The organism is Lysinibacillus sp. FSL P2-0066, assembly GCF_037969495.1.
Taxonomy (GTDB): Bacteria; Bacillota; Bacilli; order Bacillales_A; family Planococcaceae; genus Lysinibacillus; species Lysinibacillus boronitolerans.
Window position 1 is genome coordinate 1303475 of record NZ_CP150202.1, and the last position, 16773, is coordinate 1320247.

20 protein-coding genes are annotated in these 16773 nt (G+C 36.9%); 13 read left to right on the top strand and 7 right to left on the bottom strand.

The features are described from left to right. The first annotated feature begins 7 nt into the window (after positions 1–7). From ribD to MKZ14_RS06245, 3 genes are read left to right on the top strand one after another with little or no spacing between them, the layout of a single operon-like run. Complete coding sequence (ribD, locus tag MKZ14_RS06235; protein ID WP_339280667.1) at positions 8–1120, top strand: bifunctional diaminohydroxyphosphoribosylaminopyrimidine deaminase/5-amino-6-(5-phosphoribosylamino)uracil reductase RibD; 1113 nt, start codon at positions 8–10, stop codon at positions 1118–1120. Beyond that, positions 1117–2202, top strand: a complete 1086-nt coding sequence (locus tag MKZ14_RS06240) for an FAD-dependent monooxygenase (RefSeq protein ID WP_339280668.1) — start codon at positions 1117–1119, stop codon at positions 2200–2202. Before ribD ends, MKZ14_RS06240 begins: the two co-directional genes overlap by 4 nt. 16 nt (positions 2203–2218) lie before the next feature. Beyond that, a complete protein-coding gene (locus MKZ14_RS06245; RefSeq protein WP_312125663.1) occupies positions 2219–2782 on the top strand; it encodes an HAD family acid phosphatase in 564 nt (187 codons plus the stop codon). Between the two features lie 43 nt (positions 2783–2825). Here MKZ14_RS06245 and solA read toward each other — a convergent pair whose 3' ends face one another. The 4 genes from solA to MKZ14_RS06265 all read right to left on the bottom strand — a co-directional run bounded on the left by solA (position 2826) and on the right by MKZ14_RS06265 (position 7923). Then, positions 2826–3941, bottom strand: a complete 1116-nt coding sequence (gene solA / locus MKZ14_RS06250; RefSeq protein WP_312125666.1) for an N-methyl-L-tryptophan oxidase — start codon at positions 3939–3941, stop codon at positions 2826–2828. A gap of 127 nt (positions 3942–4068) precedes the next feature. Beyond that, positions 4069–5418: a solute carrier family 23 protein gene (locus MKZ14_RS06255; protein ID WP_339280669.1), complete on the bottom strand. Its 1350-nt coding sequence runs from the start codon at positions 5416–5418 to the stop codon at positions 4069–4071. 51 nt (positions 5419–5469) lie between these two features. Further along, entirely contained in the window at positions 5470–6837 is a 1368-nt protein-coding gene (gene guaD / locus MKZ14_RS06260; protein ID WP_339280670.1) for a guanine deaminase, read from the bottom strand. Between the two features lie 195 nt (positions 6838–7032). Continuing rightward, complete coding sequence (locus MKZ14_RS06265; RefSeq protein WP_036080081.1) at positions 7033–7923, bottom strand: LysR family transcriptional regulator; 891 nt, start codon at positions 7921–7923, stop codon at positions 7033–7035. Between the two features lie 119 nt (positions 7924–8042). On the opposite strand from MKZ14_RS06265, the gene MKZ14_RS06270 reads away from it, so the two are divergent. The 3 genes from MKZ14_RS06270 to MKZ14_RS06280 all read left to right on the top strand — a co-directional run bounded on the left by MKZ14_RS06270 (position 8043) and on the right by MKZ14_RS06280 (position 10682). Next, complete coding sequence (locus MKZ14_RS06270) at positions 8043–9227, top strand: YbfB/YjiJ family MFS transporter (RefSeq protein ID WP_339280671.1); 1185 nt, start codon at positions 8043–8045, stop codon at positions 9225–9227. Positions 9228–9412: 185 nt separating this feature from the next. Next, complete coding sequence (locus MKZ14_RS06275; protein WP_339280672.1) at positions 9413–10153, top strand: class I SAM-dependent methyltransferase; 741 nt, start codon at positions 9413–9415, stop codon at positions 10151–10153. 13 nt (positions 10154–10166) lie between these two features. Next, positions 10167–10682 (top strand): DUF6886 family protein, encoded by a 516-nt coding sequence (locus MKZ14_RS06280; RefSeq protein WP_339280673.1) that lies wholly within the window; start codon positions 10167–10169, stop codon positions 10680–10682. Between the two features lie 48 nt (positions 10683–10730). Here the strand turns inward: MKZ14_RS06280 and MKZ14_RS06285 are convergent, their stop codons facing one another. Both MKZ14_RS06285 and MKZ14_RS06290 read right to left on the bottom strand, forming a co-directional pair. After that, on the bottom strand, positions 10731–11216 hold the full coding sequence (locus tag MKZ14_RS06285) for an 8-oxo-dGTP diphosphatase (protein ID WP_339280674.1): 486 nt from the start codon (positions 11214–11216) through the stop codon (positions 10731–10733). Positions 11217–11235: 19 nt separating this feature from the next. After that, positions 11236–11781 carry a GrpB family protein gene (locus tag MKZ14_RS06290; RefSeq protein ID WP_016993222.1) on the bottom strand — a complete coding sequence of 182 codons (546 nt, stop codon included), beginning with the start codon at positions 11779–11781 and terminating at the stop codon, positions 11236–11238. 84 nt (positions 11782–11865) lie between these two features. Here MKZ14_RS06290 and MKZ14_RS06295 point away from each other — a divergent pair, with 84 nt between their 5' ends. Further along, entirely contained in the window at positions 11866–12315 is a 450-nt protein-coding gene (locus MKZ14_RS06295) for a DUF523 domain-containing protein (protein ID WP_339280675.1), read from the top strand. Positions 12316–12367: 52 nt separating this feature from the next. Here MKZ14_RS06295 and MKZ14_RS06300 read toward each other — a convergent pair whose 3' ends face one another. Next, on the bottom strand, positions 12368–13438 hold the full coding sequence (locus tag MKZ14_RS06300; RefSeq protein ID WP_339280676.1) for an ABC transporter permease: 1071 nt from the start codon (positions 13436–13438) through the stop codon (positions 12368–12370). Positions 13439–13497: 59 nt separating this feature from the next. Here MKZ14_RS06300 and MKZ14_RS06305 point away from each other — a divergent pair, with 59 nt between their 5' ends. From MKZ14_RS06305 to MKZ14_RS06330, 6 genes are all read left to right on the top strand, one after another. Continuing rightward, the gene (locus tag MKZ14_RS06305) at positions 13498–13629 is read left to right on the top strand and encodes a hypothetical protein (protein ID WP_339280677.1); all 132 of its coding nucleotides are present in this window, start codon (positions 13498–13500) and stop codon (positions 13627–13629) included. 526 nt (positions 13630–14155) lie between these two features. Next, positions 14156–14758, top strand: a complete 603-nt coding sequence (locus tag MKZ14_RS06310) for a hypothetical protein (RefSeq protein WP_339280678.1) — start codon at positions 14156–14158, stop codon at positions 14756–14758. A 133-nt stretch (positions 14759–14891) separates the two neighbouring features. Continuing rightward, entirely contained in the window at positions 14892–15137 is a 246-nt protein-coding gene (locus MKZ14_RS06315; RefSeq protein ID WP_339280679.1) for a hypothetical protein, read from the top strand. A 67-nt stretch (positions 15138–15204) separates the two neighbouring features. After that, entirely contained in the window at positions 15205–15546 is a 342-nt protein-coding gene (locus MKZ14_RS06320) for a hypothetical protein (protein WP_339280680.1), read from the top strand. Positions 15547–15625: 79 nt separating this feature from the next. Continuing rightward, positions 15626–15976, top strand: a complete 351-nt coding sequence (locus tag MKZ14_RS06325) for a hypothetical protein (RefSeq protein ID WP_339280681.1) — start codon at positions 15626–15628, stop codon at positions 15974–15976. Continuing rightward, on the top strand, positions 15921–16676 hold the full coding sequence (locus MKZ14_RS06330) for a hypothetical protein (RefSeq protein WP_339280682.1): 756 nt from the start codon (positions 15921–15923) through the stop codon (positions 16674–16676). The genes MKZ14_RS06325 and MKZ14_RS06330 overlap by 56 nt, the downstream gene beginning before the upstream one ends. Positions 16677–16773: the final 97 nt, after the last annotated feature.

Below are 16773 nucleotides of genomic sequence, written 5' to 3' on the forward strand. Positions count from 1 at the left end.
TGCAAGGATGATGAATGTAGATGAGAAGTATATGCAACTAGCATTAGATTTAGCTGCTAGTGCCAAAGGAAATACGAACCCAAATCCACTTGTTGGGGCTGTAATCGTGAAGAATGACATGATTGTAGGCACAGGTTTACACAGAAAAGCAGGAGAACCACATGCTGAGGTGCATGCTTTTCGAATGGCTGGAGAGCATGCAAAGGGTGCTACGTTATATGTAACGTTAGAGCCTTGTTCACATTATGGTAAGACACCGCCTTGTGCAAATTTAGTGAAGGAATCTGGTGTCAGTCGAGTGGTAGTTGCTATGCAAGATCCGAACCCAACTGTAGCAGGTCGTGGTATTCAATTGCTGAAAGATGCGGGAATAGTGGTAGAAGTTGGTGTTTTAGAGCAACAAGCGCGCCGCTTAAATGAACGTTTTATTCACAATATGCTTTCGCAACGCCCTTTTGTTACTTCAAAATTTGCTATGACTTTAGATGGGAAAATTGCCACGCATACAGGGCATTCAAAATGGGTAACTGGTGAGGGTGCACGTGAGGATGTTCACCATCTTCGTCATGAAGTGGATGGAATTCTAGTTGGCGTGGGTACAGTCATTGCTGACAATCCTTCTTTAACAACGAGATTAAAAGAAGGATACGGAAAAAGCCCAACACGTATTATTATGGATAGTTCTCTACGTACACCCGACAATGCAAATGTATTAAATATAGAGGATGCACCAACGATTCTTGTTTGTAGTGATGATGTAAGCCAAGAAAAGATTGCTTTATTTACAGAAAAAGGCGTTACAGTTTTACCTGTACAAAAAAATGAATATGGACTACAGATTGATGAGATGCTGGAAAAACTTTATACACATGGCATAACAGATATTTTGCTAGAAGGTGGAAGTAAAATAAATGCTTCCTTTTTACAGCAAGGTGCAATCGATAAATATGTGGTATATATAGCGCCTAAAGTTTTAGGTGGAAATCTATCATTAACACCGTTTGCTGGCTATAACCCCTCTCTCATGCATGAGGCATGGAATGTTGAATTTGCTTCATTTGATAAAATAGGTGAGGATTTGCGTATTATTGCTTATCCAAAGCAGGGTGAAGAAAAGTGAACTATCAAGCAGATGTCTGTATAGTAGGGGCAGGGCCTGCTGGTGTATTGTTATCCTACCTCCTTGCTAAAAAAGGGCTGTCGGTGATTCTACTAGAGCAAAACATAGCACTTGGTCAGGCATTTCGTGGCGAGCATTTAAATGAGGAGGGGGAGGCTGTTTTAAAAAGCCATCATCTTTTCGAAGCAGTCGAGGCACTCGGTATATTACGAATGGAGAAGCTTGAGTATTATGCTGGTGGCAGAGCATTTAAAACGATTCTTCCAGATGAAGCAATAGGACATTTAGGCATTCATGTACCACAGGCAAATTTATTAAAAGCAATTTTACAAAAAGCACAACCGTTCCCTAACTTTACATGCCTGCTACATACAAAGGTTACCAAGCTGATTGTGGATGCTACAGGTCATTATAGTGGCGTTATGGCGATAAAAAATGGAGACCCTATAAAAATCGATAGTCAGTTAATTATCGGTGCGGATGATCGTTATTCTACTATTCGTAAGCAAGCACAAATTGATGTTCAGAAACAGAAGCATGGCTTTGATTTACTGTGGGCTAAAATTCCCGCACCCGCTGATTGGGAGCCATCTATAAAAATGGCACTCATCGATGATAAGCAGCTGTCATTGTTTACACAAGTTGGTGGTTATATTCAAATAGGCTGGAATATTGAGCAAGGTAGTTTCCCTCAGCTTCGAAAACTAGCATTTACACCCTTTATCCAGCAGCTTGTGGAGGCATTTCCACAATTAACGAAAACAGTACAGGCACAGATAACATCCTGGCAGGATTTTGTTTTGCTTGATGTCTTTAGTAGCCATTGTAATAGTTGGGGGACAAAGGGCCTTGTCTTGCTAGGGGACGCCGTTCACACAATGACACCAACAGGCGCTTTTGGGCTAAATAGTGCACTAAAAGATGCAGATTGTCTTGCAGCATTGCTAAATAAAGATACGCTAGGACAATTTAACGTACAATATTTTCAACAAATGCGTGAGCAAGCCATTGAGGAAGTATTAGCAAAACAAATTGAAAAAGAGCAAACATTTGCTTCTAATTTTATAAACAAGGCTTCGTGAAAGGACGAACAACTAGATGAAGTTTGGCTTTGATATAGATGACACATTAATTGATTTACGCGCACATGCCTTTTCACTTTATAATAAAAAGCTTGGCAAAAATGTTTCCTTTGAAACCTTTCAAGCAATACAACGAGTAGAAATTCATGAACCATTTGGATTAACAGATGAGGAAGGTTCAGCCATGTGGAATAGCGTATTAGAAGAGATCTATTTTACGGATTGTCCTTCTTTTGAAGGTGCTTTAAAAACCCTCCAAACTTTAGCGGAGCAGGGACATGACATTTACTACATTACATCTCGTCCAAAACAATATTGTGCGCAAACAAAAGCTTGGATGGAAGCACAGGGCTTTCCAATAACAGAAGGTCATTTTTTCTGTGGCATGCAAGATGCAGAAAAAGTAGCCATTATAAAAGAGCTTGCTTTAGATATTTATGTAGATGATAAACCTGCAGTACTTGAAACGCTTCATGATGTGACAACTAAGGTAATATTAAAGAATCAATCTTATAACCAGCATGTAAATCTTCCACGTTTAGATGATTGGCAAGAGTTTCAAATGATGTTAATAAAATAAAGGATTGGTGCAACGGTTAGTCGTTGCACCAATCCTTTTTTTGCTAAAATCGACTAAGCTTAAAGGTAGATAAATCTTGTTTACTTTTGCCTTCTACAATTAAATCTGCAAGAGCTTCCCCAACGGCACTACTAAATTTAAAGCCATGACCCGAAAAACCTGCAGCAATCACAATATTCTGATGTTCAGGTAAAAAGTCGATAATGAAATCTTCATCTGGTGTCATCGAATACTTACATGTTTTTCCATATTTAAGTGCTCCATGCTGAGGCATAAACTGCTCAATGAAGTTTTGTAAGTCAACAGCATCAGATGCATCAAACGGACGTAGAGGGTCGTTTGGATTAACCACATCACCACCATCGTGTCGACCAAGTTTTAACCCCGATCCATCAATACTTGGAAAACCGTAGTAGGTTGAATCAGCAAATTCAAAGCAATAGGCTGGAAAAATTTCATCCCGATACAGCTGCTCATCTGCCTCAAACCATGCAAAGGTTTTCCGCGTTGGTGTGACGGGTATGCTCACGTCTACTGTTTGCAGTAACTCTGTCGCCCATGCACCTGCAGTTACTATTAAATGCTTTGCTTTATAGCTATTATGTACTGTTTGTACCTGCACAATTTCACCAGCCTGGATAGCCAATACTTTTTCATTTGTTCGAAGGCTTGCACCCGCCTCTAAGGCTAATTTTTTATAGGCTTGGATACATGCTTCAACACGAAGGACACCAGCTGTTGGTTCAAAGCAAGCAACTAAATTTTTTGGCAAGGATAGCCCTGGCCATTTGTTCATCGCTTCATCAGCTGAATAGTGTTCAAGCGCTAAATCATAGAGCACAGCACTCGCCTTCACATTTTGAATAAAAGCACATGTTGGCTCTCCAATATTAACTACACCAGTTTGTAAAAATAAGCTTTCATTTGCTAAAGACTCTAGCTCTTGCCAAAGCTCGCCAGCTCTTTTTACGAAAGGTACATAGCTAGCTCCTTCACCATAAGCAAAGCGAATGATTCTTGTATCCCCATGATGACTACCTTCTTCATGCGGGGGAGTAAAGGCGTCTAGCATAAGTACATTTTTGCCTTCCTTTGCTAAATAATAACCAGCCGCCATCCCCATGGAGCCAGCACCAACTATAATGACATCATAGTCCATTTTAATCCCTACTTTTTTGCTCTAGTATAACAGATTTATAGAGAAGGAAACAGAAATTTTAGAAAATAAATAGACACAGCACCTCTAACCCGAATGGACTAGAGGTGCTGTTTGTTGTAGATAGCTACTATTTTGAGCTTGGTAGAATTTTATGAAGGAAAATCGCTACGAGCGCGGCGGTCGCAATAGGCGAACCAAATAAATATTGAACAGTTGTAGGTAATGAATAGAGGAAATCATCAGGCAATAATGTCAAAGCTAACGTTAAAATAACAGGAATTGCAATAACATACATTTCCTTTTCACCAATGTGTTCATTTTTCATGACCTGTAAGCCACTAATGGCAATGATGCCGCAGACGATCACAAATACACCGCCAATAACGGCTGAAGGAATCGCTGAAATAAGTGCTGCTAATTTACCAGAGAAGCCGAAGACGATAAACCAAATACCTGCTGCTATAAAGACACGACGGCTCGCAATTCCAGTAATAGAAATAACACCTGCATTTGTGGAGTAACCAGTAACAGGAGTGGAACCAAGTAAAGAAGCAATAAAGCAGCCTATTCCTTCACCAATAACCCCACGATTAATTTGTTTATTTGTTAAAGGTTGGTCGATGACATTGCTAATAGCAAACCAAGTTCCTGTTGTTTCTGCCATTAAGACAATATATATAATGACCATTGTAATAATAGCAGAAATATTAAAGCTAAAACTAAAATCTGCAAATGGAATTTGTGGCATACTAAACCATTTTGCTTGCGATACAGGAGATAAATCTAAAACACCCATAATATTTGCTGCAATACTACCAGCAATTAAGGCAATGATGACAGAAGCTATTCGGAATAGACGTCCTTTTTGATGGAAGACTGTGCCTAACATGACACAAATAATTAACACGAATGCTGTGATCAGCGCTAAATAGATGTTTTGATTAATAGATGCACCTGCTCCATTAAAAATATTATCACTTAAACCAACAGGCATTAAGGACAGCCCTACCACAAAGATAATTGTTCCACCAACAATTGGTGGAATAAATGTTTGGACAATTTTATTGAAGATGCCTGTATAGCCTAAAATAATAACCAAAATGGCTCCAATTAAACTAGCACCTAGCACAGTACTCCAACCTAGATCACCACTACCACTTGCTGCATAGATCCCAATAATGGCACCAAGTGGAACATAGGATGGACCTTGTGCCATCGGTAATTTCATACAAAAATGTGTTTGCACAATCGTCGCAATCCCAGCTGCAATAAAGGTTGATTGAATTAATGCGCTTGCCTGACCAGTTTGTAAGCCGATTAGCATGGCAATTAAAAAGGGCACCACGTATACATCCATAGCCATAACATGCTGTAAACCGAGTAGAGCAGACTGACCGAACGAAATTTTTTCATCTGGTAGTACAGTTAATTGTGTTTGTTGTGTTTGATTAGTTAGTTTTCTATGTTGTGTTTCCACGAAGTTGTACACCTCAAAATGATAGATTTTTAGTAGAGAATAAGAGAATGATTAGTCTCTCGTATGAACTTTATTTCCTTGCACCCATACCTCGCGGATATTTTCTGGGCGTACAAGATACATGATTTTTTGGAATATATCGTGTAAATCTTCATTTTGATCAAAAATCGGAAGCTTAGCAGTAGAGATTTTTGTATCGATAATTTGTACATCCCATGTATAGTTTTCCTGTAAACGGCCAATTGGAAGACTTAAGCTTTCTCCACCACCAGCTGTCGCGAGATAGAAGGCCTCATTAATGGTAATACGTGAATTTGACACACCACGCTTTTCAGCTACAATAGCTGTATCTACACCATCCTCTAACATTCTCGATGACATAACAGCTTGTCTTGCATTATCAAAAAGACTAGGAGAAAATCCACCTGAAACATCTGAGCCCAATCCAATATCAACGCCCATTGCATGGAAGCGGGCGATTGGAATCACGCTGTTTGCAAAATAGGCATTAGAGATTGGACAATGGCCAATGGCAGTGCCAGTTTCAGCAAATAATCGGGCATCCTCATCACTTAAGAAATTACAATGAGCCATGACAGATTTATCACCTAACAAACCAAAGTCATGTAAGGCAACGGCATCATTTTTGTTGAATCGTTCTTTGACGTAGCCGTGCTCCCAGTCACTTTCACTACAATGTGATTGAATATGTGTATCGTATTTCGCAGCCAGTTCACCTAAGCCCTTTAAGGCACCGTCCGTACAGCTTGGAATAAAGCGAGGCGTGACAACAGGATAAACACCCTGTTTAGTCGTTTTGGCTAAATCTTTTACAGCTAAAATAAATTCTTCCGTATCTTCTAATGCGGTTTTTGTATTTTCATCTCGATAAAAATCAGGATTCTGCTCAGGATCATCCATGACTACTTTTCCGACTAATCCTCGCTGTCCCTTTTCAGCACAGATTTTCGCTAAAAGTACACTGGCGTCCTTATGAACCGTCGCAAAATATAATGATGTAGTTGTACCATTGGCAAGAAGTGTGCTTACTAAATCCTCATAAACTTCTTGAGCAAATGCTAAATCGGAGAATTTTGATTCGATAGGGAAAGTATATGTATTTAACCAATCGTAAAGAGGAATGTCTAAAGCTGTCCCAGATTGTGCCCATTGAGGTGCATGTACATGCAAATCAACAAATCCTGGTAGGAAATATTGCCCTTCAGCTAATGCATGGAAGTTATTTTGATCTTGATATGTAATTAATAGTTGTTGGTAATCAGCTTGTTCAGGAGCGACAGTTTTAACAATCATGCCGTCAGCATTAATGAAAAATAAATAATCCTTTAAAATGTGAACGTCAGTAGCAGATTTACTAGTAAAAGCTGTTCCTTTGAAAATATGCGTATATTCAGACATAAAAACCACCTTAATGTTCGTTTATTGATAATAACACGGATTATTATAGGCTATAAAAACTATTAAGTCTATAAAAAAAACGAATATTAGTATGGTGACTAAAGAAATATATGCACCTTTTTAACTACATTTTTACAGCTTTGACAAGCGTTGATAGATAACAAAAGAAGGCACTTATTTGAGAGTGCCTTCTTTCTACATGATCGATTCATTGATGATGTGAAGAAAATTATTAAAGGATGTGGAGTGATGCAATTCATTTTTTCTTGTACAAAGGTAGATCGGGCGTTGAATATCAATGTCCTTAATAAAAACGCGGGCAACTTGCTGCTGTAGAATAAAGCTAGAAGCTGCTATGGATGGTGCTAGCATTGTACCAAAACCTGCTGCAATGGCATGTATGGATTCATTAATCCCATCTAGTTGTAAACCTACTTTCGGTGGAGGAATTTTATGCACTTTACATAGGGCATTTAAGTATTCTTTTGTGGAACTACCATCCTCCCTTGTGACGAAGGGCTGCTGCATAAGTTCTGCAAGGGATACTGTTTGACCTGCCAGATGATGATTGTACGGCACAATAAACCAATAATCCAAATTCATTAGAAATTGATAATTAATATCAGCATGATGTCCATCTTCTTTGACGATAAAAGCTAAATCAGCTTTATAATGGAGTAAATCCTCAATTACTTGCTGGGAATTGGCGGTCTTTAAATGAATATGTGTTGCTGGATAAACTTGTTTAAATTGAGCTAACCATTTAGGTAGTAAAAAATGAGAGGGAACATGTGTGGAGGCAATTTGCAATTCTTCATTGCCCGTATTTTTAAGCTGTTCAACTTTATTTTCAATATCAGTTTCTAGATCAAATAAGCGCTGTGCCTGTTTGTATAAAAAAGTACCATTTTGTGTTAGCGAAATGCCCCTACCTTTGGATTCTAGCAATGTCAAACCTAGTTCTTTCTCTAAATTTCGAATTTGAATGGTTACAGCAGGCTGACTAATCATAAGCGTCTGTGCCGCTTTGGAAACACTATTGAGTTCAGCCACCTTTGTAAATAAACGTAGAGCATGTAAATTCATGTCGTTACACCTTTCATAAATTTTTTTTATGCTTTTATATACATTATATATTAGATTTATTAATTTGCGCTCTGTATCCTTTTAATTACAGTAGAATAATATGAGAAGGGGGGTTCATCATGAATCGACAACATATAGGAATTGTCTTTGGAGGAATTTTATTATTAGTTGTTGCAATGGGGATTAGTCGATTTGCCTTCACACCGATTCTTCCCTTTATGCGTCATGATGTAGGATTTTCATTGGAAGTGGCTGGTTTTTTAGCTTCAAGCAATTATATTGGTTATTTCATTGGCGCATTATGGGCAGGGTTCATTTATTGTCAACGTAAAAATGTTTTAATGGCAAGTGTTGTTACCAATGTCCTATCTGTTCTATTAATGGGCTTAATAGAGGTGTATAGTGTCTGGCTAGTTCTGCGTTTAATTGCTGGCATTACAGGGGGCCTTATTTTTGTATTAACATCGAGTATTATTATGGATTACTTGGCGAAGCATTCATTATCACGATGGTCTGGCTATGTATTTAGTGGAATAGGCTTAGGGATTGCTATTTCAGGTTTATGTGTACCTGCTATAGAAGCAAGATTTGCTTGGCAGGGTACATGGTTAGGCTTAGGGATTTTATCAGCAGTTTTTTTACTTATTACCTATTATCTGTGGAGAGGTTTAGCAGTGCCGGACAGCACAAAAGTTACGAAATCTCTTGATACAAAAATGACAAAGGGTTTTATGCCTTGGTTGATTTTATCCTATGGCTTAGAGGGATTAGGCTATATTATTACAGGTACTTTTTTAGTCGATATTATTCATAATATTCCTTCTCTTCAAGCTTACTCCTCCTATAGCTGGGTCATTGTGGGGCTAGCGGCTATTCCATCAGCTCCTGTTTGGACGGTCTTATTAGAAAAGTTTTCAGCTATAAAAATTTTGTTTGTGGCGTACATACTGCAAGTGGTTGGTATCCTATTACCTGTTTTTGCACAAACGGTATGGAGCGTTTTACTAGCATCGTTTTTATTCGGTCTAACCTTTGTAGGAATTGTTACGCTAACTACTTCCTATGCACGACAGCTTTTCCCGACACAGAGTGGATTCGTTGTATCTTTATTAACAACCTTTTATGCTTTTGGACAAATTATCGGACCGATCGTCGCAGGAAAACTGGTTGAAGTTTATAGCAGCTATAAAGCAGCACTTGTATTTGCTGGTGTCGTTGTGTTTCTTGCATTACTTGTTATGGTAATTGGTAGATGGCTCACTGTAAAAAAAGAAGCTGTTGCTGAACAGACAATTTCTATATAACGCATAAAAGCCAGAAATCCAAATAGGATTTCTGGCTTTATCATTTACTTAAAGAAGCCGTGCCTCTATCTACATGATATTAAAAAATAAAATAAAAGTCTATATATTTTTTTCTTTATATGGAAAAATAGACAAGTGCACACAGGACGTAACGTTACGATTTTACTTTGAAAGGGGGACTGTAAATGAACACAGAACAAGCTATTCAACGCTGGAATCGATATGCGGAAAGGTATACAGCAAACTACGATGAGCAGGGGGATATTCATCGTGTCGTATTGTTAAATCCCACTATCTTTTCTTTGCTAGGTGAGGTAGATGGAAACCATCTATTAGATGCAGGATGTGGAGAAGGCTATTTAAGCAGATTACTGGTAAAGAAGGGTGCAAGAGTAACAGCTGTTGATTTTTCACAAAAAATGCTAGACATTGCTATGGAAAGAACACCACAGCAGGAAGCTATTCAATTTTTACACGGGAATTGTGAAAATTTATCATTTTTAGCAGATGAACAATTTGATGGTATTGTTTCAAATATGGTTCTCCAAGATTTAGAGGATTATCAGGCTGCTCTATGTGAGATGTATCGATTATTAAAACCTAATCGCACTTTTATTTTTTCGATTTTACACCCATGCTTTGTAACACCTAATAGTGGATGGATGAGACATGAGCAGCTAGATCAACAGTATTGGAAAGTCCAACGTTATTTTTATGAAGGGGAGTATCACCAGCTAGATGCTGACCCACCGATCGTTCTATACCATCGAACATTAACAAGCTATGTGCAAGCAATTAGGCAAGTTGGATTTACTATTGAGACTATTGTAGAGCCCAAGCCATCACAAGACATGCTAAAGAAGTACCCTCAATTTGCGGAAGATTTGCATTGTGCAGATTTTATTGTTTTTAAATTAAAGAAATAAAGGAGAAGTACCGATGCGTTTATTTCATGTCAGTGAAGACCCTACTATTATGATTTTTCATCCTCGACTGCCTGAGCGACCAGATTTAGATGCCAAAAAAGGGCTAGTATGGGCAATCAACGAAAGATGCCTGCCAAACTATTTAACGCCAAGAGATTGTCCGCGTGTTTGCTTCCATGCAGGAGATCAAACAACAGAGCAGGACAGACAGCAATATCTACATCAAGCTTCACATGTAGTAGTCATAGAAAACAAGTGGTTGGAAGTATTGAAAACTACAAGTCTTTACCTATATGAGTTTGATAGTAATGGATTCACTTTACAGGATGATATTGCGGGCTATTATACGAGTGAAATAACACAAATGCCCATCAATGTCTCAGAGATCAATGATATAGCTAAAGCATTATTGGAGCGCAATGTTGAATTGCGAATCGTGGATAGCTTATGGGAAATACATGATGACATCCAAAATACAAGCTTAAATTGGTCAATGTGCAGAATGCGCTTTGCACAACCAAGATTCTAAAAACAAGCCTCGTTATGCACCTATTGCATGGACGAGGCTTATTTATTATTAGACAGTCGATGTTTGTTCAATTGGTGCTGAAGAGATATTGACTAATTTCTTATCTTGATATTTAAAAATATAATCATAGTTTGCTGTTTCATTGAGCATCTTAGGTAAATAATATTTTAAGTCCGCAATACCTACATTTTCAGGGTGTAAAATCCAAGTAAGCTCCTTCCAATCAAGAATGCCCTCAGCAACCTTTATCGGTGTTTCAAATGTAAAAGATTCAGGTAGTTCTGCTATAAACGCATACATACAGCCATAGTTCACAACGCCATCTGTCCAGGTAATCTTACCCTTATAGGTAATATCCTCAACCGTAATGCCTGTTTCTTCTTTAATTTCTCGCAAGGCACCAGCTAATGGTGTTTCATCCTGTTCAATTTTGCCACCAACACCATTCCATGCGCCCATCCACTGAGGCTTATCTCTATTTAATAAAAGAATATAATCACCCTTCTTCAGAAAACAAATTGTAAATTCAGCCAAGTTTGTTCCTCCTTTTTCTTTAGTTATCTGAATTGGCAGGAGACCAGCCAGTCTGCTGACTCCAATGATTTGCTTGTTTTAAAATTTCCCATATGATTGATTCTTTAGATTTTGTATAAAGTTGACGATTATGTTGGTATTTCTTAGCCAATTCATATTTTACCTGCTCATAGCGGCGACAGTAATCTGGATGACAGCGCAAAAAATCTCGAAATAATAAGGCTAGTTGCTCTGCCCAACTACCAGCCTGTCGAACATGAATATGTACTCGTCTATCTCCTGGAGCCTCTCGAAAATAGCGTTTAGACTTGTCTGGATTTTCTGCTCGATAACTAAAACCTAGAGATTCTAATGGAGCTTTAAATGCTGCTAATGGTGTAAACGATGTGACGGATATTTGTATATCAATTACAGGCTTTGCTGCTAATCCTGTTACAGCGGTTGAGCCAATATGATCAATTCTCAGCGCTATGTTTCCTAAGGCCTCCCGTAATTGACAGCCCATGCTATGAAATTCCTTAGCCCACTCATCTGTATAAGGTAAAATCAAAATAGGATCAGGCATTTTATCTCCTCCCTTAATCTTCATAAAAATAGTGTAGCACGCGTGTTATAGTGAAATAAAGATAGTAGAGGGAGTGAGAAAACGATGATTTTAATAAGTGCTTGCTTAGCAGGTTTAAATGTTCGTTATAATGGCACAAACAGTCTAGATGAAAAAATACAAAAGCTCGTGTTAGAAAATAAAGCTGTCACGGTTTGCCCAGAGCTGATGGGAGGTTTTTCGACGCCTCGTGAACCTGCTGAAATTATAGGTGGCAATGGACAAGATGTACTTGATGGCAACGCAACAGTGGTTGAAAGTTCTGGACGAGATGTCACAGATTTATATCTGAAGGGAGCCTATGCAACTTTACAAAAAGCACTTGAGGTAGGGGCAACTCATGTCATTTTAAAGGAATATAGCCCATCCTGTGGCAGTGCAAAGATTTATAACGGTGCGTTTAATGGAACAAAACTAGCTGGCGAAGGAGTAACTACGGCTTTGCTGCGAAGAAACAATATTGTTGTGCTATCTGAAGAGAATTTTTTTGAATAGTTAATACTAACATTAAAGAAGAGGCCCCTAAACTAGTAGGGGCCAAATTTAATTATTCAACAATTAATATCCGAGGTGACGTTTTAGCAATGACATTGGTCGAAATCCAGCCGCCAAAAATGGCAGCTATCACACTTACAAAGCTTATACCGATACTTGTTGGCCAGTTTATAACAAGCGGTAGTTCGAGTAAGCCATAATCTAAAATAATCGACTGAAGAGCTAGAGGAATTAATTTTATCCCGATAATGATTCCTGCTAATGCACCCATTATGGATAGAATGAAAATACCTATTGTAATCGACCATCTAATATTTGTAGAGGTCATGCCAATGGATTTATAAATGCCATACGTGCTACTTTCTTTTCTAACATTAATTCGTGATACACTAAAAATAATGATGCAGGTTACGATGATAAATAAAATACCAACGATTGAAAGGGGAATGACTAAAACTGCCACGACTTCTTTAAAGACGGCATCTAATAATAGCTGCTGTGTGACAGCTGATACAGAACTTTTAAAGTGCGTATTTACATCCTCAACGAATGGCGTAGCGACTGTTTCATCTAATAGATTAATCATACTTACTTCTGAAGTAGTGTAGGTTGTGTTATTCACTTTAATAGCATCTGCTGTAATCCTTGCTGAATTCGACATATTTGCTATCGATTGATAGATTCCGGTCACAATAAGAAAATGCGGTTTCCCCTCAAGATAAACTTCGACAATATCGCCTATATTTTTATTTAAAGCGCGAGCAACATTGAGCCCAATCGCAATTTCGTTCTTACTGTTTGGATTACGGCCAGACAATGTCACATAGCCAGCGGCATCAAAACTACCCTCAATCACATTGACATTAATATTTAAAGGGGGATGGCTGTCATTAGGGAGGACTCCTGTGAATTGATCAAGCCATGCATGATCTTTAACCCGTTCATCAGCCATTAAAAAATCTTCAAATTGTTGTTTTGTAAAGGTTTCTTTATTAGATACAGTTACTACTACATGTGAGGCATCATATCCCCATGAAGGAGATGTTTCTTTGATGGAAGTAAAACTATTTAATATGACTACACTAAAGACTAGTATGGCTGACGTAATGGAAGTAAGTGCCATAACAAGAATGGAACTATAATCTCATGGATTATGGTAGTTCTAAACTTGGAGAAAAATATTTGAGTAGTGTGGATTTTGAAGAGGTTATGAATGGGTTCAATCAACTTGTTCAACAGGAAGCGATATTAAATCGACAAGTAAATGACTTAGAAAATTATTTAAAAACCATTATGGATCCCCTTATAACTTGAGACATGTTGTTAATTGTTTAAGAGAAGAATTAGGGTTTACTGTAGCAGAACTATGTGAAAAATTAGACTGTAATTTAACTGATTGGAAGCTATTTGTTGAAGGTGGTCACTGCAGTCACCAGTTGTTCTACAAAATTTTTCTGTATTTTAATGTACCAAAATTCGATTTATATGATAGCTGGTATTTAAGAGTCAAAGAAGACCATCAAAAGTTAATGTCTCTTGCTGAAAGAGAAGAGTGTACTGTATGAAAAACATCATAAAAAGATAAGAAGCGGTTAGTATCTATACAACCGCTTCTTTGTTTATTTAAAGTTATTTATGTCCTGCCACTTTGCGTTTAAGTGTTAAATAATCAAGTGTAGTATAAACGGAAATTACCCACGATAAATATTTCTTTGCGTTTTCTACTATATTAAAATTCTGAATACGCAATTAGATAATTTATCCAGATTCCCACCACCATAGTCACGTGCTACTATGTTATAATTCTCACAATAGCAGTACTATGAGAGGTGGCTTAATATTGAATAATACCTTCGAGATTTACTTTAGTGATAAGAGTAAAATTACATTCTCTGACATTATAGACTTTGAGGAAGACCAAAAAAGGGAAATTAAAAACATTGCTTTAAGGTTTACCAAAACAGAGCTTAAAATGATACAGACTGGCATTCCATTACAAAATGAACTAACAATAGACCAAAAGAATGTAGTAGTAGACTTGAAAAAACAGGTTGTCAACGCTAAGACCGCTAAACAGCTTATCGCTCTGAAATTGGTTAAGGTGCTTCCCCACGCTTTGAAACAGCTTTTTCAAAGAACCCCAGATGGAGTAGCGCACAATAATGAATACTTAGTGGACAAACTTATACATACTGATCAAGTTAAGAAAGCACTATTCAAAGGATACGCTCAATTATCATACACTATGTATTCCTTATCAGATCCTGAAGAGTTTGAAATCCCCATCAGTTTTATTGTTAAAAGAAAGCATACAGAGGTGTTAATTATCACAGTCTATTTTGCAGACGCAATAGACACTCACACAGTGAACACTATTGGAGAAGGGGATGAAAACAAAAGAAAACTGTTGGCATTTTATAAGGCCAATTTTGAAAAGTTTTAAGTAAATAGGCTTGAATTACCTTCTCCAAGGGTATAGAATCACATATAATAGGTAAGAATTAGGATTAGCAGCAACTCTAGCGTAGAAAAAAAGCTGAGAACAAAAATGAATTCATAATAGGGGTGAATGTGGAATGGTAACTACAGAGGAGGTAGCTATTATTAGCGAGCCAAATATCCGTAAAGATGTTTTTGAATGGGAACATAACGGTACGACTTACCGTATATTGAATGTGCCTTTCGAAGTACATGAAGAGTTTGAAGAAGATTTACTTGATATGTCTGTTTCTATTACCCTTTCAAACCTTAGAGACCTTATGGTAACTGGAGAAATACCCGAAACTGTTTTAGATTATGACAAATTCGCTAATGTACTTTAATAAAGGTTGATAAGAGTCCTCGATTGAGGGCTTTTTTTTATGACAAGCAAAAAGGTGGGGATTCTGTATGTCAACAACAGTAAAACAAAGTTCATATCGCGATATAAAACAAGCATATGAAAAGGGTGTAGAACAAGCTGGTGGTATTAGCGCTACCTATTTAGAGGCTACGTTTGACGATAAAAGTCAACAATTTGTAGAGGTTGATGAGGAATTTGAGGAAGATATACTGTTCCAAATAAATGAACTAATGCCATTTTTAGTTGCAACTAAATACAGATTAGAATTTATAGTTGAAGATACAAATACAAGTGAAAAGAAAAAGAGAAAATATAGAAACAGGTTAGAAGATTTGAATGCATATATAACAACTTTAGAAAACATTAAAGATGACATAGGATGGTCATAGTTGGGTTGATAATTTTTCCTGTAACAGTCCTATAAATGCATTATAATTTAACTAATTAACAAACATTGGAGAATATAAAATGGTCGTTTCAATTTCAGCACTTAAAGGATTTTTATTAGAGGAAGCTTTATCAAAGTTATTAGAAAACAGCGGATATACATTAATAAATAAAGATGTGCTAAATGACAGGGACAAATACCCGGAATTTGTATCACAAGGGAATGGATTGAACATTAAAGGTCGAGGCGGTACGCATCAAGCTGATGTATTAGGTCAATTTCCTATTTCAATTCCGTTTAATTATCCAGTAAGACTATTTGTAGAAGCTAAGTTTAGACATAAAAAAACCGGCATTGATGTTGTACGATCTGGAATTGGTATTTCTTACAGATTTAAATGCAAATTACCAAACAATAGATTTAAACGGTGATGAATTATTAATACAACGCTTTAATTATCACTATGCTATTTTTTCAACAAGTGGTTTTTCAGAAAATGCTATCAGACTAGCTATTGCGTATAAAATAACTCTCATTGATTTGGGAGGGAGTGAATATTACGATTTATTACATATAATTGATGAGATTGCTCAAAACCTATTGGATTGGATGAAAGCACATAGAATTTCCTTAAATGAAGTAAGGGAGTACATTCGTTATAGATTGTTTAATGATAGGTTAATGGGTACTGGAAATGAAGATGAAAAATTTGAGTGGTTAGATTATTTTTTAGAGCCTTTCTTTAAAATAATAGATGAATATGGCGATCTATACTTAGCTTCTATTAATTCACCATTTTCAATTTTGATAAAGCCATCATCTCCTGATTTGTTTAGAAGTTTTATAGGAAACGTTGGAAAATCAACATTTGAAGTTAGAATCAATTGGTATGACGACGAACCAGAGATGTGGGAAATACGTTTATTTGATAATAGATTTGATGAACTAATATTTAAATTTTATTTACCAGAATTAATAAAACAATATGTTTTTAATAGACCTAATGTTTTAGTAAATGCATTAAATGCAAAAGAACAGTTTTTTGGAAGTATGATTTTTTATATGAGAAGTGCTGAAAAATTTATAACATTTAAATATATTCCAAGTGATCTAATTAAACGTCATGGTTAAAAACTAATTTCCATTGCCTAGCTCAAAAGTTAATGTTAAAATACAAGTATCAAATTACATATAAGATACTAACGGGAAAACCTCGCTTTAGATAATT